Source organism: Streptomyces shenzhenensis (genome assembly GCF_021462265.1).
GTDB lineage: Bacteria > Actinomycetota > Actinomycetes > Streptomycetales > Streptomycetaceae > Streptomyces > Streptomyces shenzhenensis.
On record NZ_JAJONF010000005.1, the window covers coordinates 250,410 to 276,389 of the forward strand.

Annotated in this window: 24 protein-coding genes; 12 read left to right on the forward strand and 12 right to left on the reverse strand. The window is 70.7% G+C overall.

Translation table 11 applies throughout. The features are described 5' to 3' along the window. Positions 1–129 precede the first annotated feature (129 nt). Entirely contained in the window at positions 130–957 is an 828-nt protein-coding gene (locus LQ326_RS09535) for an SDR family NAD(P)-dependent oxidoreductase (protein ID WP_234534610.1), read from the reverse strand. Continuing rightward, on the reverse strand, positions 950–3,769 hold the full coding sequence (locus tag LQ326_RS09540) for an amino acid permease (protein ID WP_234534612.1): 2,820 nt from the start codon (positions 3,767–3,769) through the stop codon (positions 950–952). Before LQ326_RS09540 ends, LQ326_RS09535 begins: the two co-directional genes overlap by 8 nt. Positions 3,770–3,969: 200 nt before the next feature. On the opposite strand from LQ326_RS09540, the gene LQ326_RS09545 reads away from it, so the two are divergent. Beyond that, positions 3,970–4,635, forward strand: a complete 666-nt coding sequence (locus tag LQ326_RS09545) for a TetR/AcrR family transcriptional regulator (protein ID WP_234534614.1) — start codon at positions 3,970–3,972, stop codon at positions 4,633–4,635. A 31-nt stretch (positions 4,636–4,666) separates the two neighbouring features. Here the strand turns inward: LQ326_RS09545 and LQ326_RS09550 are convergent, their stop codons facing one another. Continuing rightward, entirely contained in the window at positions 4,667–4,876 is a 210-nt protein-coding gene (locus LQ326_RS09550) for a hypothetical protein (protein ID WP_234534617.1), read from the reverse strand. A 265-nt stretch (positions 4,877–5,141) separates the two neighbouring features. Next, on the reverse strand, positions 5,142–6,131 hold the full coding sequence (locus LQ326_RS09555) for an aldo/keto reductase (protein WP_234534619.1): 990 nt from the start codon (positions 6,129–6,131) through the stop codon (positions 5,142–5,144). Positions 6,132–7,021: 890 nt separating this feature from the next. On the opposite strand from LQ326_RS09555, the gene LQ326_RS09560 reads away from it, so the two are divergent. The 4 genes from LQ326_RS09560 (at position 7,022) to LQ326_RS09570 (ending at position 9,711) form a co-directional block, all read left to right on the forward strand. After that, positions 7,022–8,080 carry a tyrosine-type recombinase/integrase gene (locus LQ326_RS09560; protein ID WP_234534621.1) on the forward strand — a complete coding sequence of 353 codons (1,059 nt, stop codon included), beginning with the start codon at positions 7,022–7,024 and terminating at the stop codon, positions 8,078–8,080. Continuing rightward, complete coding sequence (locus LQ326_RS48615; protein WP_372496797.1) at positions 8,080–8,295, forward strand: hypothetical protein; 216 nt, start codon at positions 8,080–8,082, stop codon at positions 8,293–8,295. The genes LQ326_RS09560 and LQ326_RS48615 overlap by 1 nt, the downstream gene beginning before the upstream one ends. Then, positions 8,247–8,390 (forward strand): helix-turn-helix domain-containing protein, encoded by a 144-nt coding sequence (locus tag LQ326_RS48620; protein ID WP_372496791.1) that lies wholly within the window; start codon positions 8,247–8,249, stop codon positions 8,388–8,390. The genes LQ326_RS48615 and LQ326_RS48620 overlap by 49 nt, the downstream gene beginning before the upstream one ends. Positions 8,391–8,652: 262 nt before the next feature. After that, positions 8,653–9,711: a site-specific integrase gene (locus tag LQ326_RS09570; RefSeq protein WP_234534624.1), complete on the forward strand. Its 1,059-nt coding sequence runs from the start codon at positions 8,653–8,655 to the stop codon at positions 9,709–9,711. On the opposite strand, the gene LQ326_RS09575 is transcribed toward LQ326_RS09570, so the two are convergent. Both LQ326_RS09575 and LQ326_RS09580 read right to left on the reverse strand, forming a co-directional pair. Further along, complete coding sequence (locus LQ326_RS09575) at positions 9,656–10,687, reverse strand: helix-turn-helix domain-containing protein (protein WP_234534626.1); 1,032 nt, start codon at positions 10,685–10,687, stop codon at positions 9,656–9,658. The genes LQ326_RS09570 and LQ326_RS09575 overlap by 56 nt on opposite strands. A gap of 249 nt (positions 10,688–10,936) precedes the next feature. After that, entirely contained in the window at positions 10,937–11,158 is a 222-nt protein-coding gene (locus LQ326_RS09580) for a hypothetical protein (RefSeq protein WP_234534627.1), read from the reverse strand. Between the two features lie 272 nt (positions 11,159–11,430). On the opposite strand from LQ326_RS09580, the gene LQ326_RS09585 reads away from it, so the two are divergent. Next, positions 11,431–12,201: an SDR family NAD(P)-dependent oxidoreductase gene (locus LQ326_RS09585; protein ID WP_268206837.1), complete on the forward strand. Its 771-nt coding sequence runs from the start codon at positions 11,431–11,433 to the stop codon at positions 12,199–12,201. A gap of 51 nt (positions 12,202–12,252) precedes the next feature. Here the strand turns inward: LQ326_RS09585 and LQ326_RS09590 are convergent, their stop codons facing one another. Both LQ326_RS09590 and LQ326_RS09595 read right to left on the reverse strand, forming a co-directional pair. After that, positions 12,253–12,423 carry a hypothetical protein gene (locus LQ326_RS09590; protein WP_234534632.1) on the reverse strand — a complete coding sequence of 57 codons (171 nt, stop codon included), beginning with the start codon at positions 12,421–12,423 and terminating at the stop codon, positions 12,253–12,255. Continuing rightward, complete coding sequence (locus LQ326_RS09595; RefSeq protein WP_234534878.1) at positions 12,420–13,418, reverse strand: NADP-dependent oxidoreductase; 999 nt, start codon at positions 13,416–13,418, stop codon at positions 12,420–12,422. The genes LQ326_RS09590 and LQ326_RS09595 overlap by 4 nt, the downstream gene beginning before the upstream one ends. Positions 13,419–13,540: 122 nt before the next feature. On the opposite strand from LQ326_RS09595, the gene LQ326_RS09600 reads away from it, so the two are divergent. Both LQ326_RS09600 and LQ326_RS09605 read left to right on the forward strand, forming a co-directional pair. Then, on the forward strand, positions 13,541–14,416 hold the full coding sequence (locus tag LQ326_RS09600) for a LysR family transcriptional regulator (protein ID WP_234534634.1): 876 nt from the start codon (positions 13,541–13,543) through the stop codon (positions 14,414–14,416). Positions 14,417–14,967: 551 nt separating this feature from the next. Then, complete coding sequence (locus LQ326_RS09605) at positions 14,968–15,309, forward strand: hypothetical protein (RefSeq protein WP_234534636.1); 342 nt, start codon at positions 14,968–14,970, stop codon at positions 15,307–15,309. A gap of 127 nt (positions 15,310–15,436) precedes the next feature. Here LQ326_RS09605 and LQ326_RS09610 read toward each other — a convergent pair whose 3' ends face one another. Continuing rightward, positions 15,437–16,183: an SDR family oxidoreductase gene (locus LQ326_RS09610; protein WP_181803759.1), complete on the reverse strand. Its 747-nt coding sequence runs from the start codon at positions 16,181–16,183 to the stop codon at positions 15,437–15,439. Between the two features lie 103 nt (positions 16,184–16,286). Continuing rightward, complete coding sequence (locus tag LQ326_RS09615) at positions 16,287–17,189, reverse strand: RNA polymerase sigma-70 factor (RefSeq protein WP_234534639.1); 903 nt, start codon at positions 17,187–17,189, stop codon at positions 16,287–16,289. A 137-nt stretch (positions 17,190–17,326) separates the two neighbouring features. On the opposite strand from LQ326_RS09615, the gene LQ326_RS09620 reads away from it, so the two are divergent. The 3 genes from LQ326_RS09620 to LQ326_RS09630 all read left to right on the forward strand — a co-directional run bounded on the left by LQ326_RS09620 (position 17,327) and on the right by LQ326_RS09630 (position 22,310). After that, positions 17,327–18,412 carry a metallophosphoesterase gene (locus LQ326_RS09620; RefSeq protein WP_234534641.1) on the forward strand — a complete coding sequence of 362 codons (1,086 nt, stop codon included), beginning with the start codon at positions 17,327–17,329 and terminating at the stop codon, positions 18,410–18,412. Positions 18,413–18,794: 382 nt separating this feature from the next. Beyond that, positions 18,795–20,702 (forward strand): FHA domain-containing protein, encoded by a 1,908-nt coding sequence (locus LQ326_RS09625; protein ID WP_234534643.1) that lies wholly within the window; start codon positions 18,795–18,797, stop codon positions 20,700–20,702. A 669-nt stretch (positions 20,703–21,371) separates the two neighbouring features. Next, positions 21,372–22,310, forward strand: a complete 939-nt coding sequence (locus LQ326_RS09630; RefSeq protein WP_234534881.1) for a L,D-transpeptidase — start codon at positions 21,372–21,374, stop codon at positions 22,308–22,310. On the opposite strand, the gene LQ326_RS09635 is transcribed toward LQ326_RS09630, so the two are convergent. After that, positions 22,281–23,204 (reverse strand): EamA family transporter, encoded by a 924-nt coding sequence (locus tag LQ326_RS09635; protein ID WP_234534645.1) that lies wholly within the window; start codon positions 23,202–23,204, stop codon positions 22,281–22,283. The genes LQ326_RS09630 and LQ326_RS09635 overlap by 30 nt on opposite strands. Positions 23,205–23,243: 39 nt before the next feature. Here LQ326_RS09635 and LQ326_RS09640 point away from each other — a divergent pair, with 39 nt between their 5' ends. Beyond that, positions 23,244–23,768 (forward strand): MarR family winged helix-turn-helix transcriptional regulator, encoded by a 525-nt coding sequence (locus LQ326_RS09640; protein WP_234534647.1) that lies wholly within the window; start codon positions 23,244–23,246, stop codon positions 23,766–23,768. A gap of 177 nt (positions 23,769–23,945) precedes the next feature. On the opposite strand, the gene LQ326_RS09645 is transcribed toward LQ326_RS09640, so the two are convergent. Then, positions 23,946–25,799, reverse strand: coding sequence for an arabinofuranosidase catalytic domain-containing protein (locus LQ326_RS09645; protein ID WP_234534649.1), 1,854 nt, complete (start codon positions 25,797–25,799; stop codon positions 23,946–23,948). Between the last annotated feature and the right edge of the window lie 181 nt (positions 25,800–25,980).

A 25,980-nucleotide genomic window follows, 5' to 3' on the forward strand; every position in this document is an offset into this window, starting at 1 on the left:
AAGCCCTCCGGCGAGTGGCGGTCGGTGCCCGGCGTCGTGACCGACGGGCAGCAGCTCACCGGCGGCGCCGAGCCGGTGAGCTGCCGCCGGGGTCGCCGAGCCGGTGAGCTGCCGCCGGGGTCGCCGGACTCAGCCCTGCGGGATCCCCTTACGGACCAGGTACTTCGCGCGTCCGCGCCGTCCGATCGCTTCCGCCGGCCCGAGTATCCGCGGCACCATCCACGGGAACGACTCGAGGATCCGGCACGTGATCGAATCGCCGTACGGCAGGAAGTGCTCCAGCCGGCGCTTGCGCAGCGCACGATCGAAGACATCCGCGACGTCGTCGGCCGTGCTCACCTTCCCCAGGAAGTTGAGCAGGCTGCCGTCGTGTGTCGCCTCGTGGAGCAGCATCGGGGTGTCGACGGCGCTCGGGTAGATGCCGCTGACCGCGACGCCGGTGCCGCGCAACTCGGCGTTCAGCGCGGCGAGGTAGGCACGCAGCCCCGCTTTGGCCGCCGAGTACGCCGCCGACCCGGGGAGCGAGAGGATGCCGCCCATCGACACCGTGGCGACGATGTGCCCCCGGCCGCGCGCCTTCATGGCGCGTGCCGCGGCCGCCGCGATTTCCATGACGGATCCGAGCATGACGTCGAGCTGCAGCCGGAGCCCGGCCGCCGTGGAGTCGACGACGTCTCCCGGGACGATCACGCCCGCGTTGAGGAAGACCAGGTCCAGACGGTCGGCCCATTCCTCCTCGATCCGCGCGCTGAGCACGGCGACGGCGTCCCGGTCGGACAGGTCGCAGGCGACGGGGACGGCATCCGCTCCGGCGGCGAGGGCCGCCTTCTGCGCGAGTGTCCCGTCGCGCTCGACGCACAGGGGGGTGCGGCCCTGGGCGGCGAGCCGGCCGCAGACCGCTTCGCCGATCCCGCCGGCGGCGCCGGTGACGAGGGCGAGGGAGAGACGGTCAGGCATGGCTGGGCTCCTTGGGCGGTTCGGACGCGGATGTCGAGGAGAGGGCGGAGGGGGCGCCGGCGCGCAGGGCGTCGAATGTGTGGTCGTCGACGTCGTGCCAGCCGAACCGGTCGCGGAGCTGTGCGAGGTAGGCCATGTACGTCGAGCGCTCGACATAGTTGGTGTGGCGCGGGCTGTCGAGGTACTTGACGCCACCGCGCAGGTCCGGGGTGTCGGTGCGCTTGAGCTGGGTCAGCTCGTCCTTGCGGACGCCCGTCTCGCGGGCGTTGATGTCGATCATGATGAGCTGCGCCATCTCCTCGAACCGTTTGTAGGCGGCGTCCGCGAACTCGACGAACCCGAGGACGTACAGGGAATCCAGTTCGCGCGAGAAGACGTTGAGGTACAGCTGCGGGTGGCCGTGCTTCCACTCCAGCAGCCCGGGGTCGAGGAAGGGCATCCGGTACTCGTAGCCCGTCGCGAGAACGATCTCGTCGACCTCGGCCGCACTGCCGTCGGCGAACACCACCCCGGTCTCCGTGAGCCGTGCCACGTCGGGCCTCGCGACGAGGTCGCCGTGCGCCAGATAGTGCAGCACCTGGGTGTTCATGATCGGGTGGCTGCTCAGCGCGTCGTGGTCCGGCGCCGGCAGCCCGAGGCGGGTCAGGTCGCCGACGAGCGTGTCGAGCAGGGCATTGACGTCGCTGGAGAGCACGAGGCCCTTCGGAGGGTCGAGCTTCCCGCTGAGCAGGGCGTCGGTCGGCACTCCGGCGACGTGCTTGGGCACGAACCGGTAACCGCGCCGGACCGACAGGTACGCCGTGTCCGCGTGCCGGGCGGCGTCGCAGGCGATGTCCACCCCGGAGTTGCCGGCGCCGACGACGAGCACCCGCTTGCCGCGGAACTCCAGGCCGTCCCGGAAGGTGACCGAGTGCCGGACCGTGCCGCGGAAGACCTCCCGGCCGGGCAGCGAGATCTCGTTGGGGTGCCAGGTGACGCCGGGACAGACGACGAGTCCGTCGTACTCGTGGACCGTGCCGTCGGACAACGTGACCCGCCACCGGTCACCGGCCATCGGCTCGGCGGACGTCACCTCCGTGCCGAAGCGGACGTGCCGGTAGAGGTCGTACTGCCGGCCGAAGTCCCTGATGTAGTCGCGGATCTCCCGCCAGCCCGGGTAGTCCGGAAGATGTGACGGCATGGGCGCGCCGTAGAAGCCGCTGGTGTACTTGGAGCTGATGAAGTGACAGCTGTCGTACATCGGGCTGCCTGCGTGGTCGGGGTCCCAGATCCCGCCGAAGTCCGGGTTGCGCTCGTACCAGTCGAAGGGGACTCCCTCACGCAGCAGGTTACGGGCCATGATCATCCCTGACGGTCCGGCGCCGACCACGCAGTAGCGCCGGGTGTACGCCGGTCGCTCGTGCGGTGCGCGCGCGTCCGGGCGGTGACGGTTCCTGGTGCCGGCCAGCTGGGTGTAGGCGAGCGGCCTGCGGGTCCGTAGCCGCAGCGCGGCGAGGACACCGGTGAGGGCCGTGGCAACGATGAGTACCGGTACGAGGTTGATGAGCACGTTGTCCGTGCCGGTCAGGGTGGCGTAGTTGGTGGCGGCCAGGGCGAACGCCGTCCCCAGCCCGAGCGTGCCGACGACGGGCGCGACGACCCCCGAGAACAGCCGCCGGTCGCCGCGGCCGTGGAAGAACACCATGACCGCCAGCGCCGTGAACGCCTGCACGAGGACGATCGAGAGCGTGCCCATGCCGACGACCGCGGCGGCGATGGTCTCGTAGGGGTTCGCGCCCGCCAGGCCCAGCGCGCCGACGACGGCGACCGTGACCGTGGTGACGACGGCGCTGCCGATGTGCGGGCTCCGGTGCACCGGGTGGTAGCGGCCGAGCGCACGTGGCGCGACCTGCTCCCAGCCGAGTGCGAACAGGTATCGGCTCGCGGCGTTGTGCAACGCGATCCAGGACGCGAGGACACTGGTGCACAGCAGCACGGCCGTGGCGTCGAGCAGCGCGGTGCCGCCGTACTGCTCGGCGAGTGTGAAGACGAGGTTCCCGAGGTCCTTGCGGGCCCGCTCGGGCGCCGCGGTGCCGCCGGCGCCGCCGATCACGACCCATGCGGTGAGCACGTAGAAGACGGCGATCGAGATCACCGATATGTAGAGCGCGCGCGGGATGCTGCGGGCCGGATCCCTGGTCTCCTCGCCGTACAGTGCCGCCGACTCGAAGCCCACGAAGCTCGTGAAGGCGAACATGAGCGCGATGCCGATCGAGCCGCCGAACAGCTGGCCGGCCGAGAACGACTCGGCCGGGAACGCGGCGATGCCCTTGTGCCCGACGACGAGGACGTCGAGAACGATGAGGACCGCGAACTCCAGGCCCATGAGGAAGCCGAGGAACCGTGCCGAGACGTCCGCGCTGCGGTGCCCGAACGCCGCTACGACGACCACCCCGGCCGCGGTGAACACCCCCCACGGGACGTCCACTCCGGACTGGGCGAAGACCAGCGAGGTGAAGTACCCGAACACCGCGGCCATCCCGACGGAGAGCGACAGGTAGCCCAGCGCCGCGACGTACGCGGTCGCGGTACCGGCCGGCTTGCCGAGTCCGCGGGCGACGAAGACGTAGAACGCGCCGTCGTTGACGACGCGCTTGCTCATCGCCGAGTAACCGGCCGCGAAGCACAACAGGACCGCGGCCGCCAGGATGTACGCGGCGGGCAGCGAGATGCCGTTGCCGCGCACGAGTGCGAGGGGCGCGTTGCCCGCGATCGCCGCCATGGGGGCCGCCGCGGCGATGACAAGGAAGACCACCCGGCGGGTGGACAGCACGCGACGCGCTCGGCCCGAACCCGCTCGGGGCTCGTGTGCGGCCTTCCCGGAGCGGTCGTCTGGTTGATCGGTGCCCACGGTTCCTCCTCCTACTGCTCTCGTTTGGGTTGGTGGGCCGTGAGCGTACGCGGGATTTGGTCACGTGACCAGATATGTTGGTCACGTGACCAAAGCGAGACGCTTGTGCGAAACTGAGGCCCATGAGTGACGAACCCGCCGGATCCACGGAGTCGCCGAGCAGGCGTCGTCGCGCGCAACGCGCCACGAGCGAGGAACTCGTCGCGGCGGCCGTCCGGGTCATCGGCAGGGAGGGCGTCGCAGGCGCCACGACCCGCAAGATCGCCGAGGAGGCCGGCGTCCCGCAGGGTGCCGTCCACTACTGGTTCGCCGACAAGAACGAACTCCTCCAGGACGTGGTCCGTTCCATCGTCGAGCGCCTCGAGAAGACGGTCGCCACCAGCGACCGGCCGGGCGGCGGCGTGACGGTCGAGGACCTGCGGGCGGGTCTGCGGGCCGCGTGGGCCGAGGTGTCCGGCGACGACCCGGGCACCCAACTCGGCTACTACGAGCTCACCGCGCTCGCGTTGCGCAACCCGTCGATGCGTGAGCTGGCCCGGCAGCAGTACGGCAGTTACCGCGAACTCGCGGCGCGCACCCTCGCCCCGATGCTCGCGGACGTCGAGCCCCGACGGGCCGCCGCCCTCGCCCAGTTCGTGGCCGTGACATTCGACGGCCTGGCGCTCGCCTGGCTCGCCGATCCCGAAGGCACGCAACCCGAGCAGGTCATCGATCTGCTCGCCGACGCGGTTTTCGGAGCGAGGAACGACGGCCCCGCGGCCACCGCGCCGCGGAATCCGGTTACCTGACGCTGTATCAGGAGGCCGCGTGGCCTCGCGCTCAGATGCGCACGGTGCGCCACATCGGCCGCTTCCTCCCGGACGACCCGCCCGACGCCCCCTGGCCGGTAGCCTGACCGTCGCGGGGGCCGCCCCAGGTCACCCCGCCGCTCTCTGACGAGGAGATCATCACGGTGGTGTCGGCACCGGCGAACAGGAAGCGGTCTTCGGACCACATCAGGTCCATGGCTCCGTCGGGCAAGACACGCAAGTCACCGGGGTCGGCCTCGACCCGCCACAGCATCGCTCCGGTGCGAAGACCACGCCTGGCCCTGTAACTGCTCCTGCTCATCGCCTACCGTCGACTTGTCAGGATGCTACGCCGCAGGTGCTTTGCACACCGCGGATGCGGCTGACCACGCACCATGTCGGCAAACGGTGCACGGCACCCTTCACCGCGACCGCCTCGCCCTGCGTATCCACGACGGCGCACGGGGCACCGCTGGCCCGACCCCGGCTGGTCGTGATCGGCGAGGTCACCGAGGGATCTCCACGGTGAACGCGGGGAGGTAGCGCTCGCCCGTCACCTGGTCGCTCAGCGGGTCCAGCGCGGCCAGCGCCTCGGCGTCCAGGGTGAGCTCCAGCGCGGCCGCGTTCTGCTCCAGCCGGGCCGGGCTGCGGGTGCCCGGAATGGTCGCCACCGCCACCCCGAGCCGCTCAGCCTGGGCGTACACCCACGCCAGCGCCACCTGGGCCGGGGTGGCATCCAGCCGGTCGGCCACCTCGCGCACGGTCTGCGCGATTCTCTCGTTGGCCTCGCCCGCCTCGCCGGCGAAGCGGGGGTTGGTGCGCCGGAAGTCCTTCTCGCCCAGCGTGGAGCGGTCCAGGGCGCCGGTCAGGAACCCCCGCCCCAGCGGCGAGTACGGCACCAACCCGACCCCCAGCTCGGCCATCACCGGGGTGACCGCCTCGACGTCGCGGGTCCACAACGAGTACTCGCTCTGCACCGCGGTGATCGGGTGCACCGCGTGCGCCCGGCGCAGCAGCTCGCCGTCGACCTCGGACAGACCCAGATGGCGGACCTTGCCCGCCTCGACCAGCTCGGCCATCGCCCCGACGGTCTCCTCGATCTCCACGTCCTGGGGCGGGCGGTGGGCGTAGTACAGGTCGATCACCTCGACGCCCAGCCGCAGCAGCGAAGCGTCGCAGGCGCGCAGCACGTACTCCCGGGCACCGCGGATGCGGCGTGCCCGGTCACCGGCGCTGCGGTCGATGCCGAACTTGGTGGCCAGCTGCACCTGGTCCCGGCGGCCGTGGATGGCCCGGCCCACCAGCACCTCGTTGTGCCCGGTGCCGTAGGCGTCGGCGGTGTCCAGGAACGTGACGCCCAGCTCCAGGGCCCGGCCGATGGTGGCCAGGCCGCCGTCCCAGTCGGCGGCGCCGTAGCTCTCGCTCATCCCCATGCACCCCAGGCCCATCGCGCTGACGGTGAGACCGGGCGAGCCGAGCGTGGTTCGGGTGATCATGCGCGGATACTCCTCCTGCCCGGCGGACCGGGCGGTACCTCGAGGGCTGACGAACGCGTTCGACACTAGGATTTGGAGCGCGCTCGAAGTCAAGCCGGAGGACCGCCCCCCCGCTGGCGGGTGAGGGTGAGGGTGAAACGGTCCACCGGCAACAGGGGGCCGTAGGGCCCGGACACCGCGTAGACGGATCATCGATGTCCGGTTGCCCGGCCAGGTACTCCACCAGCTCCGGCGGCTCCCCACCGAGCGGATCGTCGAGGAACCCGCCCGTGCAACGGACCGTTGCCGGCTGCACCGCGAACCCCGGCTTGTGACGTCCTGGACGACGGCCGGCAGGGCCACCTCCGGCGCGGAGACCCGCCCCCGCCCCTGCCCGAGCCCCTCGCTGATCTCGTTCGGGACTGCCTTCGGTCACTCCCGGCCCCTCGACGCCCCCTCGGCAATCCCGGGCCCAGCGCCAAGGCCCGCCGCGGGTACGAGAACCGCGTCAGCGCCCTCGGGTCCGAAACCCCCGTAGCGAGGCCGTCAGAAAAGGTCAGCACTCGCACCGACCGAACCGTGATCGTTCTCGGCGCCGACGGCTGTACCGATGTTCCTACCGACGCCAATTGCATCGGAAGCGAATACGCGACACCCGTCCTGGAGGCGAGTCCAGGGCCCGCGCAGAAGCGGCCCACCGGGGAGCATTGACCTCGGCGGAACGGTAGCGGTCTTGTCGGCGGACGTCTGCGGATCTCACTCCATCGAGCGATTGAACTGCGAAGACTCCCCCGAGTCGCATCTGATGCGAAATTCTCGCGTCAGATGCGACAGACGGAGAGTGATGGCGGATGGGTGGGGACGGTCTCGTTCCAGGGTCTGCTCGGCTGCACCTGATCGACGGTTTGCCATTGCTGCGGCCGGACGAGCAGGTCTTCGAGGCGATGATCAAGGGCTGGCGCAACCAGCAGCTCACCCGGAACCTCTCGCCGGGATACGTCGGTGACCAGGAACGCACGGTCCGGGCCTTCACTCGGCACGCCGATGCGATGCCGCGGCAGTGGACGCCACAGCACGTCGACGAATGGTCGGCCGATCTGCGGGCGGTGCACAGCTGCGTCCGCTCCACCCTGCGCAACTACCAGGGCTCGGTAAGGCAGTTCTGCGACTTTCTGACCAACCCCGCCTACGGCTGGAGCGACGAGTGCCTGCGGTACTTCGGCACCCACCCCGTCCAGGTGGTCTACGACTGGAACGCCGCGACGCACGCCGACGAGGCCGAGGGCGAGCCGGAACGCCGAGAATTCACCAGACCCGAGCTGGAAGCGTTCTTCGACCACGCTGACGAGGAGGTCCTGCGGGTTCGCGGCAAGGGCCGCATGGGTTGGCTGCCGGCCTTCCGGGACACCGCCTTGTTCAAGACCGCGTACGCCTACGGCCTGCGTCGCAACGAGACCCGGATGCTGGATCTCACCGACTTCGGCCGCAATCCGGAGGGCCGGGAGTTCGGCGAGTACGGCACTCTGCTGGTCCGCTACGGCAAGGCCAAGAAGGACTCGCCGCCCAAGCGTCGCAGCGTGCTGACCGTCTGGCACTGGACACCCGGCACGATCGATGAATGGATCAGCGAGGTGCGGCCCGGGATGCGGCATTCGACCAGTCGGGCTCTCTGGCCGTCCGAGCGAGGCCCTCGGCTCGGTGTCCAGCGGCTGGACTCCCGCTTCGCCGCCTACCGGGACGCCGTCGGCCTGGACCCCGCGCTGGAGTTCCACTCGCTGCGTAGGTCCTGCATCACCCACCTGGTCGAGGACGGCCACGACCCGCTGTTCGTCCAGCAGCAGGTCGGCCATGACCACGCTTCGACCTACGCGATCTACACCTGCGTCTCCTCCGACTTCCGCACCCGCTCCCTGCGTCGCGTCCTGGACGCCACCATCGAGGCCGCTCTGCGGCCGGGAAGGACCTCCTGATGCCACGCCAGATCAGCTACCGATGGCGCCTGCGCGAACTGATGGCCGCCCGTGGCATGTTCACCGTCGCCGAACTCGTGCCGCACCTGAACGAACGCGGCATCACGCTGTCCTCCTCCCAGGTCACCGCCTGGTCTCCGGCACCCCGGAACGGCTGTCCCTGCCAGTGCTGGCCACCCTCTGCGACATCCTCGACTGCACGCCCGCCGACCTGATCGCCACCTCGGCCCAGAACCTCCCAGCCCGACGCGCCGCTGGCGAGGAGGCGCCGATCAATCTGGCCGCCGGCGGCCCACACGGGTCCGCCTGACACCCGAGGGATGAGCAGTGACGCCGGAGGAGTACGAACGGTGGCACGTCCGGACCTGCGCACGCTGCGGCCGGCGGGCGGCGAAGTCCGCCGAGTGGTCGGACGGTCCGATCTGCCGGACCTGCTGGCCTGATCTGGCTCCGCAACCCCAACGTCGTCCGCCTCGTGCGGGACCTGGCCACCGGCACCGTCCCGCTCACCCACGACTGGGCTGCACCAGGAAACACCCTGGCGAACCGTCGTCCACCTGCGTGACCTGCTGATGGACAGCGGCGTCCTTCCGCGCGTCGACCGGCAGCTCATGCTCTATCAGCGTTGGCCGACCGAACGGCTCGCCACCGTCGAGGACCCCGAACACCGGCGGCATCTTCAGCACTTCGCCCTCTGGCACCAGATGCGGCGCCTACGGAGCAAGGCGGAGAACGGACAGTTGGGATGCTCCCAGGCCAACCAGGCGAAACAGGAGATCACCCAGACCCGTGCCTTCCTCACCTGGCTCGCTGTCCGAGGCCGCACCGTCGAACACTGCCAGCAGGCCGACCTCGACGCCTGGCACACGGAGAAGCCGGCCACCCGGCGCCCGGCCCAGACGTTCCTGCGATGGTGCATGAAGACGAGCCGGATGCCCCGCCTCACCCTGCCACCCCAGGTCGTCAACCAGGACCAAGCGCCGCTGCACCAGCATCGCCGACTCGCCATTCTCCGGCGGGCCCTCAATGATGACTCTCTGCCCCTGCGGACCCGGGTCGCCGCTGCGCTCGTTCTCCTCTACGCGCAACCCGTCGCCTGCATCGTTCGCCTCACGGTCGACGACGTCCTCGACGACGGGGCCACCATCGCCGTCCGGCTGGGAGATCCGCCGTCCCCGCTGCCGGAGCCCGTCGCTGACCTCATGCGGGCCTACATCCGCTCTTGCCGGCACCTGCCCTACGCCAGCAGCAGAAGCTCACAGTGGCTCTTCCCCGGCCGCCAGCCCGGCCAGCCGATGAACCCGGTCAGCCTCCAAGTCCACCTGCGGAAGATCGGCGTCCCGCCGCAGCGCGGCAGGACCTCCGCGATCCGACAACTCGTCCTCCAGGCCCCGGCCCCCGTCATCGCGAAGGCCCTCGGTTACCACGACAAGACCGCCACCCGACTGGTCACCGAAGCCGGAGGCACCTGGGCCCGATACGCCCCCCGGCGACCACACACGGTGACGTCAAGACCGGCCTCACCGAGGAATACGCGACACCTCAACATGCGAACCCATCAGTCCCGAGGCCGGATCACTTGCGAAGTAGAGAACGATACTCGCCCGGGGCCGTGCCTCGGACACGTCTGAAGGCACGGCTGAAAGCGTGCGGAGAGCCGTATCCGACCGCGCCGGAGATCGACTCGACCGACTCATCGGTATCGCGGAGCCGGACGGACGCCAGGTCGATGCGCCACTGCGTCACGTACGCACCCGGCGTCTGTCCGAGGGCGGACCGGAAACGCCTGGACAGCGAAGAGGTTTCTCGCCCGTGACATGGAGCCACACAGTGCCGCGGGACACCACGTGCAGTGCCGCTCCTGTCGCCGTAGGTGGCGATGCTGCGGGGCTCACCGAAGCCGAACAAGGCCCCTGACGGGAACGTGGTGTCCTGCCCCGAGGAGTAACCGACCAGGTGGAGGGTGCCGCCCTCGGCGAGGGAACTCCACGCCTGGGCCACCAGCGGCCCGCCGACCGTGTCCAGGACGAGGTCGAACCGGTTCCCGGTCTCGGCCAGGTCGGTCAGGACCCTGTCGGCGCCGAGTTCACGGAGTCCGGCGGCCCGCTCCGGCGAACCGACGAGTGCCGTCACCCGGGCGCCCGCCAGCGCCGCCAGCTGGACGGCGAAGTGCCCCACGCCCCCGCTGGCGCCGGTGACCAGAACGTTGCGCGCCAGCAGGGAACGCTTGCGCAGCACCCGGAATGCGGTGACTCCGGCGATCCCCAGCGCGGCGGCGTCGGCCAGGTCCACGCCCTCGGGGACGGTGCCGAGCGAGGCGGGGCTGACTGCCACCCGCTCCGCCCACGCGTGGGGAGCCATCCCCACGGCAACGCGCGTACCTGCGGGCGGCCCCAAGCCGTCGGACGCGGCGCGCACCACGACGCCGGCCGCGTCGTGACCGTGCACAGCGCCGGCTGGCCACTGGTGCACGTAATTCAGCTCTCCGAAGTTGAGACCGATGTGCCGTATCTCCACCAACGCCTCACCGGCGGACGGTACGGGCTCATCGACATCGGCGAACCGGATGGGTCCGGCGTCACTGTGATCGACCACAAGGGCGCGCATAGGGGGTGTACTTCCTTCTCTCGTGGACGTGCCTGAACATCGGCGCGGCAACAGATCGAGTGCGCACATGCCGCACTGCCGCCTTCTTGGAACCCTTACGCAGGACCGGGACAGCGGCCAGACCCGTGAGAATCAATCAGTTGACGATCTGTGTCAGTGCGACTCGCGGCGCGTCGAGCCCTGCACCCGTCCGGTGGATGACGCTGTGACGGGCACAGACATGCCCGGCAATGTGATGATCTTGAGGCGTCAGCGCTTCCGCCGGGCGGCGGGGTCGCGCTGGGCGACGTGCCGGGCGACCGCGCCGACGCCGGGGTGGGCGTACCGCTCCGGGTAGGGGGCGGAGGCGTGGCGGGAGCGGGCCAGGAGCATCGGGTGGAGATGCCGCTCCGCGCGAGCAGCCGCGCGTTCTGCCAGCGCCTGATCGTCGATGAGGACTCTGGAGCCGATACGCCTTCGGCGACCACACACGGTGACACCAGGCACGGCCTCGACGAGGAATACGCGACACCTCAACATGCGAGCCCACCAGTCCCGAGGCCGTAATGCCGATCTCGGCATAGGGGCACCCGTAGAGGCGCGGAATCAGTGGTCAATGTTCTTCGACAACACGAATTTCATCGTTCTGCCCTTGCCCGGGCAGTGAGTCCAGGGCAGAGTGGGGTCTTGATCGCGCGCCCGGATCCGACCCGGCCGCGAGGGACGTACCGGCAGTCGGGCAAGCGCGCACAGGGGTTGCAGCAATGACTCGCTTTCGTGATCGGGTGGCGATTGTCACGGGCGCCGGCGCCCCCGACGGAATCGGCATGGCTGTTGCCAGGGGACTGGCGGCAGAGGGCTGCCGGGTGGTGCTGGGCGCGACCTCTGAGCGGATCCACCAGCGTGCGGCGGAGATCGGCGCGGACGCCATCGGTGTGGTGGCCGACCTGACCGTCGAAGAAGGCGCGGACACCCTGGTCCAGGCGGCGCTGCGACGATGGGGCCGCCTGGACGTTCTGGTGAACAACGCCGGTATGACGTCGGTGACTTCGGGGTGGGACGCCGAGGAGGAGGTGGCCGCTCTGTCGCTGGCCGACTGGAACGCGGCGCTGGCCCGTAATCTCACGACGGCCTTCCTGATGTCCCGAGCGGTCGTGCCGCCGATGCGGACGGCCGGATACGGCCGCATCGTCTCCATCGGTTCCACCACCGGGACGGTCAACGCGATGCCCGGGCAGGCCACTTACACCGCGGCGAAGGCGGGCCTGGTCGGGCTGTCCCAGGCGCTCGCCCTGGAGGTGGCGGGGTGCGGCATCACGGTGAACGTCGTGGCACCCGGCTATGTGGCGACCGGCTCGCAACTGGCCTTCGAGGCGAAGGCCGCGGCGGCAGGTCCCCTCGGGCGCAGCGGGACGCCGGAGGAGATCGCCGCCTGCGTGTCGTTCCTGGCGCACGAGTCTGCTTCGTTCGTCACCGGTGCCGTCCTCGTGGCTGACGGCGGTCACAATCTTCCAGAGACCTGGCCTCGGTCCTGACCCCGCCGTCCGAGCTGAGGGCGGGCAGGTCCGGCGCCGCTCCCGGTGGTCTCAGCCGACCCCGCGGCCGGTCGGCAAGACGTCGGCCGGCTGACCATCTCCCTGCAGAGGGCTGTGCTGTCCGCCGTCGGCCCCGTCGGTATCCGCGATGATCAGCCGGACACAGTGCCCAGTCCCGCGCCAAAAGGCGTTGTCCAGCGTCAGGGTGAGCTCGGCGATCACGAGGCCACCGTGAGCACGATCTTGCCCTGGATGTGGCCCTGCGCGGCTCGCGTGTGAGCGCTGCCCGCCTCGGACAGCGGGTAGGTGCTGTCCACCCCGACCTGGAGCTTGCCCTCGTCGAACAGGCGCCCGATCTCGGCGAGCTGGGGGCCGTTGGAACGTACCTGAATGTTCGAGACCCTGATACCCAGACGCGCCGTCTCTTGCGGGTCGTACTGGGCGAAGAACACCGGAAGCATGGTGCCGCCGCGCTTGAGCACCGTCAGGAAGCGTGAGCTGTCCGGGCCGCCGACGGTGTCGATCACCAGGTCGACGCCGCTGACCACGTCCGCGGCGCGCGTCCTGGTGTAGTCGATGAACTCGTCGGCGCCGAGCTTGCGCAGGAACTGCTCGTGCCGGCCCGAGGCCACCGCGATCACATGTGCCCCCTTCCATTTCGCCAGCTGCACCGCGAAGTGGCCCACCCCACCGGCCGCCCCGTTGACCAGCACGGTCGTCCCCGGCGTGATGGGCACCGGCTGGTGCACCTGGCCGGTGAAAGGAGACGGCACGTCGTGGCCGAGATCAACCAGGTACTGCCAGGCCGTGAGCACGGCCATCGGCGCCCCGGCCGCCTGCACATGGTCGATTCCGGTCGGCTTGGGTGCCAGGTCCGAAGCCGGTGCGGACACGTACTCGGCGTACGTCCGGCCGTCGAACCCGGGGAACCGCAGCATGCCGAAGACCTCGTCACCGACGGCGAACCCCGGCACGTCCGGAGCGACCGCCTGGACCACGCCCGACATGTCCGTCCCGGGGATCAAGGGGAACTCCAGCGCCGGCCTCATCTCGGCAGGCATGACCTTCATCCCCTCACGCAGGTACCAGTCCGGCGGGTTGACGCCGGCCGCGTGCACCCGGACGAGCACCTCGCCCGGGCCGATCTCGGGAACCGGTACCTCCTCGTACCGCAGAACTTCCGGCCCGCCCGCCTCGTGGAACTGGATCGCCTTCATCACGCCTGTCGCCTTCCTGCGGAAACGTTGCTCCTTCAGTCAAGGCCCAGCACGGCATGACCGTCCAAGACCGGTTCGGCAACCTGGTCATTCCGAAACGGCATGACACGTACGCTGGAAGGGTGAACGACCCCGGAGAGGACCTGGACCTGCGGCTGGTGCGCTACTTCACCGTGGTGGCGGCGCACCAGAACTTCGGCCGGGCCGCCGCCGACCTGCACGTGGCCCAGCCGGCGCTGAGCCGTCAGATCCAACGGCTCGAGAAGTACCTCGGCGTACGACTGCTGGACCGCGTACCCCGGGGCACCCGGCTCACTCCGGCCGGCCAGGTGTTCCTCCCCCGGGCCCAAGCCCTGCTGCGGGCCGCCCGCCAGGCCGAGCTGGCCGTGCGCGCTCAAGCCGGGACCGAACGAATCACCATCGGCTACGTCGAAGACCTGGTGATCACCGCCGCCGTACGCGAACTGCGCCACCGTCACCCGGACGCCGAGATCGCCACCCGGTACCTGAGCTGCCGCGACGTCGGGGCGCTGTCCGACAGGCGCGTCGACGTCCTGATCGCGCGGGCTCCGCTGCCGCTCGCCGCCGACGGCGTGCTCACCACCCCGCTGTACGAGGAGCCCCGCATGCTCGTGGTCCCGCGCGGCCATTCCCTGGCCGGCCGCGCCTCGGTGGCCGTGGAAGAACTGGCCGGCGAGGAAGCGGCGCCGTGCGCGTTCCAGACCGCGGACTGGACTTCCTACCGGATCCTCGGGGCCGGCGTGCCGCCGATCGAGAGCTACGAGGACAAGCTCGAACTCGTCGCCAGTGGCAGGGCGATCGCCGTGCTACCGGTCGGCGATCGGCGTAGCTCGCTGCGTCCCGACCTGGTGACCGTCCCGATCGAGGGCGCTCCTCCCAGCCCGGTCGTCCTGGTCAGCCGCAAGGGCGACCCGAATCCGATGATCAGGAATCTCCGGCTGGCGGCCAAGGCCGTCCTGACCGCCCCGGCAGCCTGACCGCCCCGGCGCTCCGACCGGGACCTGCCCGACCCCCTTGGTGCCGAACTGGCCCAGCCGGCGGTGCACGTCGCGCCGGCTCCGCGTCCGGCCCCATGGAACGACCAGGAACCGTTGCCGTACCCCGTGCGGGCGCGGGGGCTTCAGGTCCGGCCAGGTCAACGCCCACGCGATGGTCGGGGGCGCCGTCGGGATGCTCCGCAGCGCCGCGTGTCGCGGGCGGCCGCCCGGCCCGCCTGGATCAACTTCCCGGCGTCGTTCTCCCGCTGGAAGCCCCCGGACGTCCTGAGCGGAGAAAACCCCTCCGCCTCGGGGTTCGCCGCCGATGCGGTGCCCACCCCTTGCGGCCGCGTGCGGAAGTTGCCACGCTGGTCTTTCACACCGTTTGCTCCTGCTCTCACCACGGCGTTCGCGAGACCGCCGGCCCCGACCAGTCCCGGCTCGATACGTTCGTGCGCGCTGCTCTCCCTCCCGGCGCTGATGCGCGTACACCGCGCCCGAGCACCACAGCGACTGGCCGGACAGCCGCCGCCTCACCTGTGGAGCACACCATGGACACGAGCGAGGAGGCCGCCCGCGGCCTGACCGACATCCAGGACTTTCTGTACCAGCAGGCCCACCTACGAGCGGCACGCCGGCGCGTCTCGGACTTCGTCGCACGGGAGCCGGGGCTGACCCGGGAGCAGAGGTCGGACATCGAGCGCTGGTATCTCCAGGAACAGACGTATGTGGCCCACCTGGTGACCGAGCACATCGCCGCCAGCGTCAGCGCGGTGGAACAGCGGCACCGCGCCCGCTTCCGGCACTGGCTGCGCGGGACGCTGACCGGGATGCTCCTGATCACCGCGGCGATGGCGGTGTGCGTCACCGTGGTGCTGGTCGGCGCGTCGTAGGCCGAAGGAAGCGGTGGGCCGACGCCTGCGGCAGGCCGAGACAGCCGCAGGCCGACGGAACACGGAGAAGGGGCCGGCGTCCGCGTCCGGCCCCTTCTCCGTCCTGCCGCCGGTCCCGGTTCAGGCGCTACTTCTGCCGGGCGAGCCAGTCGGCGAACCTGACCTCGCCGAGGTGCGCGTCCGGGCCCGGCAGCAGGGTGTCCTGCTGGAGCTCGGCACCCCAGTAGGTGGCCTGCGGGTCCGTGACGATCTTGCGGGGGTCGTTCTGGGCGGCCAGGCCCATGCGGATGAACTCCTCCAGCTCGAACACCTCCGGGCCACCGACCTCCACCACCCCGTGCACCGGGGCGCCGACCGCCGTGCGGCCCACGGCCGCGGCCACGTCGTCGGAGACCATGGGCTGGATCCGGCCGGCGGGCAGGCGCACCGTGTCACCCTCGGTGACCCCGTCGGCGAGCCCCTTCGCGAACTCGAAGAACTGGGTCGCGTGGACGATGGAGTAGGGCACGCCCGACGCCTTGATCAGCTCCTCCTGGGCCTGCTTGGCCCGGAAGTACCCACTGCCCTGGAGCCGGTCGGTGCCCACCACGGACAGCGCCACATGGTGTCCCACACCGGCCTCGGCCTCCGCCTTGAGGAGATTGGCCGTGGAGGCACGGAAGAAGTCCATGACCGCCTGGTCGTCGAACGAGGGGGAGTTGGACACGTCGACCACGACCGAGGCGCCCGCCAGGGCCTCGGCCAGGCCCTCGCCGGTGAGGGTGTCGACGCCGGTGCTCGGCGCGGCGGCGACCGCTTCGTGCCCGTGCTCACCGAGCCCTCGGACCACCTTCGAGCCGATGAGCCCGGTGCCACCGATCACTACGACCTTCATGACGGAATTCCTCTCTGGTTCTCTTCTGGTGCTTCCATCAGAAGAGACCGGGCAGCCTCCTCGCGTGTGACACGCGGTCCGGCAGACCAGGGGAACGGGCGCGTCACCCCTCCAGCGACGCCACGTAGGGAGCCAGCTTGGCGGGGTTCATCACCCACAGAAGGCGCTCGATGCCGCGCGCCGACACGTCGGCGGACAGCAGGGCCACCGGGTCTCCCGAGCCCGCGGCCGACACCAGGACGGCCGGCCTGCCGTTGGCCTCGACCCAGCGCACCTGGGCCCGCGGCCAGAAGCGCGGGGCGAAGGCGACGAGGTACCGGGAGACGTGCGGCAGCCCGGACACCGGGATCCTCGACGCCCCGCGCACCCCGCCACCGTCGGAGTAGCTGACCACGCCCTCGGTCAGGACCTCCTCCAGCACCGCCAGATCACCCTGCTGCGCCGCGGCGAGGAACACCTCGAGAAAGCGCCGGTGCTCGGCGGAACCGACCGGCTCCCTGCGCTCCGCCGCCAGCCGCTTGCGGGCCCGGCTCACCAGCTGACGGGCATTGGCCTCGCTGGTCTCCACGATGTCCGCGATCCGCCGGTACGTGTAGTCGAACGCCTCCCGCAGCACGTACGCGGCCCGCTCCACCGGGTTCAGCTTCTCCAGCAGGAAGAGCACCGCCAGGTCGAGCGCCTCCGCGCGCTCGGCCCCCAGCTGCGGATCGGCGCTCGTGTCCACCGGCTCGGGCAGCCAGGGGCCCACGTACGACTCCCGGCGCACCCGGGCCGACCGGGTGAAGTTGATCGCCAGCCGGACGGTCACCGTGGCCAGGAAGGCGGCCGGCTCCTGGACACCGGCACGGTCGGTGTTCTGCCACCGTACCCACGCCTCCTGGACGACGTCCTCGGCCTCCACCGCGCTGCCGATCACGCGGTAGGCGATACCGAAGAGCTGCGGACGCGCCGCGATGAACTCCTTCGTCGCCCGGTCGAGGGAGTCGGCGTGGTCACCGGCGCGCATCCATGTCCTCCAGGGTCGGACCCGCATGGTACAAGGCGGCCGGGCCCCGGCAGGCACCCCGCCGCCGGGGTGTCGGCCGGGGCCCGGCAGGTCAAGGGCGGGGCGGCGGCCGGTAAAGGCACGGGCAGGTGCCGGCCGTGCCGGCCCCATGCCTGACATGGGCGGCCGACGGCACCGTCGGCCTGGACGCCAACTCCACGCCCGCGACGAAGGACATCGTCACCGGCATCGAACAGGTCGCCCCGCTGTTCCACCTTCTCAACGGCGACCTCTGCTACGCCAACCTGGACGTCGACCGGGTGCGCACCTGGAACAACTTCTTCACCAACAACGCCCGTTCGGCGCGCTTCCGTCCCTGGATGCCGGCGGCCGGCAACCACGAGATCGAGAAGGCCAACGGCCCGCTCGGGCTCGGTGCCTACCAGGCGTACTTCTCCCTCCCCTCCACCGAGACCGACGCCGAACTCGCCGGCCTGTGGTACGCGTTCACGGCCGGTTCGGTGCGGGTCGTCGTGCTGCAGAACGACGACAACTGCCTGCAGGACGGCGGCGACGTCTACATCAGCGGCTACTCGGGCGGCCGTCAGCTCGCCTTCCTGGAGAAGGAACTCAAGGCGGCGCGCTCCTCGCGGGACATCGACTGGGTGGTCGTGGCCATGCACCAGGTCATGGTCAGCTCCTCGGACGCCAACGGCGCGGACCTGGGCCTGCGCGAGAAGTACGGCCCGCTGTTCGACCGGTACGGCGTCGACCTGGTGCTGTGCGGTCACGAGCACAACTACGAGCGCTCGCTGGCCGTTCGCGGCGTCGTGGGCGGCAGCGAGACGCTGACGCCGAACCCGGTCTCCCAGGCCACCGACGACATCGACGCCGACCTGGGCACCGTGCACATGGTCCTCGGCGGCGGCGGTGTCTCGGGCACCACGAACCAGAAGTTCTTCAAGGACGGCACGGGCAAGGTGATCACCGCCGTGTCCGCGACCGCCGGGCCGAACGGCAAGCGCACCTCCACCTACGTACAGGAGAAGGCGGTGTGGGTGGGCGTCCGGGACGTCGAACACCCCTACGGCTTCGCCGCCTTCACCGTCGACCCCGGCCGGCACGCCGGTGACACCACCCGGATGCACGTGACGTACTACAACGTGAACAAGCCGAACGGCGAACTGTCGGTCTTCGAGAGCTTCAGCCTGCACCGCAAGCGCTCGGACGGCCAGGCCGGCTGAGCGCGCGACCAGCGGGAGACGCGGGCCGGGCGGCGACCGCCCGGCCCGCGCCGCGTTCCGGTTCTGCCAGGACGGCAGGCTTCGTCACCGGCGCGGCCGGGACCGGCGAACTCTCCGTGCGCCGACGAGAGATCGCGGCGTGGCGCCCACTGGAAATACTTGGATTCGCAAGTATAGGCTCCCGGATGGGGGCGATTGGTGGGAAAAGCCGGACGCCGTCAGGAGAACCGTGGCGCCGTCACACCCGATCGATCCCACGGTTCGGCAACATGTCAAGCGTGTCGCGGTTACGCCGGTTGACTGCCGCCCGGCGTGGACGTGCGCGGCGGCGTCCGGTGGTGCCGCAGCGCGTTGGGGTCAACCATTCCTGGAAGGAAGTACCGTGGCACCGGTGCTGGTCGGACTCGAAGGTCTGCTGGCGGGGGAGCGCATCCCGGTCCTGGACACCCGCGTCACCTTTGGGCGCAACTCGGAGAACACCGTCGTCATCTCGAGCCTGAGCGTCTCCCGTTTCCATGCGGAGATCCTCTTCGACGAGGACAAGGGTTACGTACTGCGCGACCTGGAGAGCAGCAACGGCACTCTGGTCAACGGGGAAGAGGTGGAGTCCCGGCTGCTGCAGCCGGGCGACGAGATCACCCTGGGCGACGAGGAGTTCCGCTTCGAGGTGGCCGACGCCATGGAGACGCTGATGGCGCTCTCCCTGCCCCGGTCCGTCACGCACGGTGCGCAGGACGGTGGGAAGGGGCCCGTCCTGCGGGTCACCGTCGCCGGCGGCGGGCCCGTCGGGCTGTCCCTCGCCCTGCTCCTCGAGCACTTCCTCGGCCCCCAGGTACAGATCACCGTCTACGACGGCAGATGGCGCAAGCGGGGCCGCACCGTCGTCTGGAAGGGGCAGGACGAGGGCAACGTACGGCGCCAGCAGGTCGTGACCGTGCAGAGCCGCCAGTACCTCGCGTGGCCCGAGGAGGTACAGGCGCGCCTCTTCGACGCGGAGCACTACACGGAGATGTGGCCCTCCGGCCCGGACTCGGTCGGCGACCACAGCCCGCGCAACATGCGCATCGCCTACATCGAGGACCGCCTGCTGGAGCTGGCGAACGAGAAGCGGGACCGGATACGCCTGATACCCGCCCGGTTCGACGCGGCGAAGCAGCAGGACGAGCTCGCCACCCAGCACGTCCTCGCCATCTGCGACGGCGGCCGGTCACGGACCCGGGACCACTTCGCCGCCCGGTTCGGCAAGGCCGACGAGTCGATCTACTCCCTCGACGGCCGCCACCTGCAGGACGTCGTCCTCGGCCTGCGCGTGAAGTCCCGCCTGACCGACCCCATGGCGGTCCTGCTGACGGTCGCCCAGAACCGCTTCCTGCTCAACTCGCTGCGCGGCGAGGGCTTCCTCAACATGCGGCTGACCGACGCCGAGGCGGCCGAGGTGATCGGCCTGGACCCGGTCCGCCGCGTCTTCGAGGAGTGCATCGCCTCCCGGCCGTGCCTGATGGACCGTGACGAGTACGGGGACTTCCAGTGCTCGACGCACGGCACGCTCTTCCTGCCCGCCCTGGTCAAGGGGTCGGCCCTGTGGCGCCGGGTGCGCGAGGGACTGCTGCTGTTCGGCGTCGAGTCGGACGACCTGACGGCGGTCACGAGCTTCCGCCTGGACATGGTGCAACGCCCGCGGTTCTCCGCCGAGTTGCTGCCTCCCACCACCACCTCGCCGGGCACGTACGGGTTCCTGCTCGGCGACGCCGCCAACGCGATCCACTTCTGGCCGGGCCGTGGTCTCAACAGCGGCCTCGCCTCCGCCATCTCGCTGGCGCGTTCCCTCAACGGGGCATGGAACGGACGGTCGTTCCGGGACGCGGACTTCCTCCGGCACGAGGCGGCGATGTCGATGCTGCAGTACCGGCACAAGAGCCGGGCGTGGAAGGCGATGGTCACCACCGACGACCAGGGTGCCACCTGGGCGATCAAGGACATCATCGGCCACGGCATCGACGGGATCCCCGAAGAGCCCGACCGCGAGGCGGACACCCGGACGCTGCTGGAGCGCATGCAGGCCATCCGTGCCCGCCTGGAGCCCCGCCTGCCGGGCATGCCGGACGACGAGGCGATCCTGGACCGCCTGCGCACCCTGGAGCCCGCCACCCTGCGCATGCTCGTCCTCAGCGGCGCCTGGGACACGCTGACGATGGGCGGCGAGGAGGTCGACATCGACATCTTCTACGGCCAGGACTCGTCCGCGGCCGCCGCCGCGGTGGAGGCCCTGGAACCGGCCGCCCAGTCCTAGTGCTGCGACCGGAAAGGTTCACCGGCTCGCGACGCCCGGCACGGCACCTCGCCGCGTTGTCGCATCACCCGAGTACATCCAGTACGCGGGCGATGCTCCGCCTTGCGATGCACCGCACCGGACGCCGCGAGCTTTCCGGCAAACCTTCCCGGCCACAGCACTAGCCGCCAGGCACCCAGACGTCTGCCGGCGAGGCGTCTGGGCAGCCGTCGCCCGCCACGACGAACGCCGTCACCGCAGACCGGCCCTGTCACCCACCCCCACCCGCCGGCGGGCGGGTCGGGTCGGCCCTGTTCCTGCTCTCACCCACCTGCCGGGCCCGCCGTCCCGGTCAGCGGAAAGCGGCCAACGGGCCCGCGATCCCGGTAAACACACTGAGGGCGTGCCGCCGCCGCGCGGTTCTGGATCGAGCCCCCGCCGGCCTCGCCGCCCCCGCTGCCTCGACCGGGCCGCCGGGCTCACCGTGCGGTGCCGGCCAAGTCCGGCGGTTCCCGTCCGCTGCCGAGAAGTGTGTCTTGATCCAAGTTTTACGTCCCGGAGGGAACGGAAACCCGTGCTGTAGCTGTCTGACGGACAGTGGGGCCTGTCGAAGGCCGCGGAGCGAGATGAGTGGGGCAGGGCGTGGGACGGCGCAAGGGCGGCATAGGCATCGCAGTCGGTACGGTCGCAATGCTGGTGGGTGTGACCGCCTGCGGGGGCGGCGGCAGCGACAAGGCGAGCGGGGGCGACGCCAAGGCGTCGGGGAAGCCGAGCGCGAGCGCCTCGCCCAGCCCCACGAAGCCCTTGGGGCCGCCGATGCTGCTGGACACGATCACCCCGCAGACGGGCACCACGGTCGGCGTGGCCATGCCGATCTCGGTCATTTTCACGAACCCGGTGGCGGCGAAGGCCCGGGCCACGGTCGAGAAGCACATGAAGGTCAGCACCTCGCAGCCGGTGGTCGGCGCCTGGCACTGGATGGGCGACCGCCGTGCCGACTGGCGGCCGAAGACCTACTGGCCCTCCGGCACGAAGGTGCGCGTCGACGCCGACATGAACGGCGTCAGCAACGGCAACGGACGCTACGGCGTGCACGGATACACGCACACCTTCACCATCGGCGACGATGTGCGTGCCGACGTCTCGGTGACCGGTCACACCATGAAGGTCACCCGTAACGGCCAGACGGTGCGCACCCTGTCGATCAACGCGGGCAGCGCCCAGTACCCGACCTGGGACGGCACGATGGCCGTCATCGACAAGCAGGAGAAGGTCCACATGACCTCCTGCAGCGTCGGCATCAGCTGCGACAAGGGCAGCCCCAACTTCTACGACCTGACGCTGCCCTGGGACATCCACCTCACCCAGTCGGGCACCTACGTGCACTACTCGACCGGCGACCCCAACCCGGGCAGCGGCAGTGCCCGCGGTTCGCACGGCTGCGTCCACCTGTCGCTGTCGGACGCCAAGTGGTTCTACGGCCAGGTGAAGCAGGGCGACCCCGTCACCATCACCGGCTCTCCCCGTGGCAAGGCCCCGGCCGACAACGGCTACGCCGACTTCAACCTGGGCTGGGACCAGTGGCTCACGGGCAGCGCGTCAGGAGAGCAGACGACCACCGCGCTGTGACCCGCGGCGGGACGGGCGCCGGCTCTCCTCCGGGGGAGTCCGCGCGCCCTCCCGCCTGGGCCGGCCCAGCACGACTCCGGCCAGGACCAGGACAAGTCCGCACACCTGCTGAACGGTCAGCACCTCTCCGGCGACCGCGGTGCCGAGCAGGACGCCCGTGACCGGGTTGAGCAGGCCTATCAGCCCGACCGTCCCCGCGGACAGGTGCCGCAGCCCGGTGAACCAGGCGGCGAAGGCCAGCGCGGTGGCGACGAGGGACACGTAGCCGAACGCGAGGAGCGCCGGTGCGCCGAGCACCGGTGGCGGGCCCTCCACCAGCGCGGCGACCGGAAGCAGGAAGATGCCTCCCGCCGTGAGCTGCCAGGCGGTCGAGGCGAGCACGTCGGCACCCTCGTTCCACCGTTTGGTCAGGACGTGCCCGAAGGCCGACACCAGCATGGCGGCGGCCGACGCCAGGACGCCCGGCACACTCGTGCCCCGCACCCCCGTGAGCAGCATGAGGCAGACCCCGCCCAGCCCGAGCACCGCGCAGGCCAGTTGGGCCGGCCGGGGCCGCTCGGACACCAGGGGCCAGGCCATGAGCATCATGGTCAGCGGCGACACGGCCATGACGGTCGAGGCGACGCTCGTCGCAAGCAGCTGGGAGGCCGCGTAGACGAGGACGAAGAACACGCTCATGTTGAGCAGCCCGAGCACCGCGGACCGCCACCACCAGGCACCGTGCGGCCGTCGCCTGCGCAGGGCCAGCAGGACGAGGCCGGCCGGCAGCGCCCGCAGGGCGGCCCCGTAGAGCGGGCGGTCGGCCGGCAGGAACTCGTGTGTCACGTAGTAGTTGGCACCCCAGGCCACCGGCGCCACCGCGGTGATCGCCACCCATCGTATATTAGCTTCCATGGAAGCTAATATAGCTTCCTGGGAAGCTATCATGGGTGCATGAAGCACGGTGAACCCATCGACCACGTGGCCCGGATCCAGGCCGACTGGCGCCGCGAGCGCCCCGACGTCGACGTCACGCCGCAGGGGGTGATCGGCCGGCTGCACCGCCTGGCCGGCCGGCTCACCGAGGAGCTCTGTCTCGTGTACGGCCACCACGGCCTGAGCGAGGGGGAGTTCGACGTCCTGTGCGCCCTGCGCCGGGCGGGGGAGCCCTATGAGCGCGCGCCCGGCGAGCTCGCCGCCCACACCATGGTGACCACCGGCGCGATGACGAAGCGGATCGACCGCCTGGAGCGGGCCGGACTCGTCACCCGCCGCCGCTCCCACGACGACCAGCGCGGCCGGATCGTCGCCCTCACCACACCCGGGCGCGAACTCATCGACCTGGCCTTCACCGACCACATGCGCAACGAACGCAACCTGCTGGACCTGCTGACACCCGCCGAGGCCGAGTCGCTCGAAACCCTCCTCACCACCTGGCTCTCCCGCATGGAGGGCCCACGCGCCCCCGACGGCGAGTGACCCGGTGCGAGGCCGCCACCGGCCACGCGCAACGGCCCTGACCGGCTCACGCGCACCGGCGCCCGCCTGGCCGCCACGGCACGCGGCCCTGCGCACCGCCATCGGCTGGTCCACGAACCGCGCACCCGCCGCGGCGCGCCCCGCCGCCGGCAGGGCGCGCCGGGTCCGGCGTTCGGCTCAGGTCAGGCCGAAGGTCTGCGCGCCGGAACCGTTGCAGTCCCAGATCTGCAGGCGGGTGCCGTTGGCGGTGGCGCCGCTGGGGGAGTCGAGGCAGCGTCCGGACTGGGGGTTGAGGAGGGAGCCGTCGGCCTGCTGGACCCATTTCTGGCCGCCGACCCCGTTGCAGTCCCACAGCTCGACCTTGGCGCCGTTCGCCGTGCCGTTGCCCTCGATGTCCAGACAACGCCCCAGTGTGGAAAGGGAGTTGTCCGAGCCGTGGTACCAGTGCTGGTCGATCGCGTACGACTGGCAGCCCCACAGCTGTACGGCGGCGCCGTCGGTGCCGGTGTCGTCGGCGGCCACGTCCACACATGTGCCGCCCGGGCCCCTGACCGGCCCGCCGCCGTTCACCGAGAACTTCTGCGCGCCGGAACCGTTGCAGTCCCAGATCTGCAGGCGGGTGCCGTTGGCGGTGGCGCCGCTGGGGGAGTCGAGGCAGCGTCCGGACTGGGGGTTGAGGAGGGAGCCGTCGGCCTGCTGGACCCATTTCTGGCCGCCGACCCCGTTGCAGTCCCACAGCTCGACCTTGGCGCCGTTCGCCGTGCCGTTGCCCTCGATGTCGAGGCATCGCCCGAGGGTGGACAGCGAGCCGTCCGGGTTGTGCGTCCAGTGCTGGTCCTCGGCGTACGTCTGGCAGTCCCACAGCTGTACGGCGGCGCCGTTGGTGCCGGTGTCGTCCGCGGCGACGTCCACGCACTTGCCGCCCGGTCCGGTGACCGTCCCCTGCGGACCGTTCGGCACGTCCGTCTCGCCGCTGTAGCCGACGGAGACGATGTTCGCCTGGACGGCGTTCTCGGCGGCGTCGGTGGGGTAGCCGGAGACCATGACGCCCTCGAAGAAGGTGCCCCGGTTCCAGTTGCTGTTGTCGCCGCCGATGCCCAGGATGATGCCGCCCTCCTGCTGCATGGGCTGATAGCCGCCCCGGGTCGGCAGCGCCCCGTCCCACCAGGTGGTCAGCCCGCCGGACCGGGAGTCACCGCCCTTGAGCGCGTACCGGGTCTGCCCGTTGTTCTTCAGCACGGCGGTGACGAAGGTGCTGCCGTTGCCCCGGTTCGCCGTGTTGGAGCCGTTGTCGCCCTGGAACATGCCGTTCTCCAGGTCGGCCTCCACCCACGGGCCGCTCCCGGTGCACGGCGCGAAATAGCAGGTGGTAGCGATCGACACGGCGTCCATGTGCCCGTTGCCGGTGTCGGCCGGCGTGCTCTCGGCGTTGCCGTAGTCGAAGCAGCAGGCGGACCCGACATGGGTGCCGCTGGCCACCATGTAGGCCCCCTCGGGCTGACCGCCGACGGCGACACCCGAGGCCACACCGGTGTAGCGGTAGCCCACTCCGGGCGAGATCCACAGCCCGTACACCTTGTGCCCGCCCGCGGTGACGGCGATCTCGGACGCGTCGGCGCCCCGGTCGGCACCCATCCCGGAGGTGCCGGCCGGCCCGGGGACGAGGTCGTTGTGCCGGCCGCTCTGGTCGTAGATCTTCGTGATCCGGCAGCCGCCGCCGCCCGCGCAGAAGGTGTCCTGGGCCGCCGCGTCGGCGTACCCGCCCTGCGTCAGCGGCCCGATGTCGGCGCTCGCCCCGTCCGCGACGCGGGTCACCCGGTAGAGCGGACCGTCGTACGAGGAGAGCAGCGCGCGGGTGACGCTGTGCGCGGCCACGCACGGGGTGCCGGCCGCCGCGTAGATGTCGCACGGCAGCGAGCCGGCGGCCTGCGAGGCGGCCGGGAACCCGAGCAGCAGCCCGAGAGCGAGACCGAGGCAGGCCGACACGGCCACCACCCGGGACCTCCGTAGCCATGTTCTTGGTGAGTTCATGACATTCCATACTGACCAGGAACCACGCATGGACGTCCCTTCGAAGCTGGAGTGGGCGCCGGCCGCACCGGGGCGCGGCGGCACGGCTCTTGACCGGCTCGGCCCGGAACCTACGCACGCTGTTCGACCGCGTCAATATTTGTTTCCTTATTTTGGTTCAGACCAAGCCGGGAAATGAGCC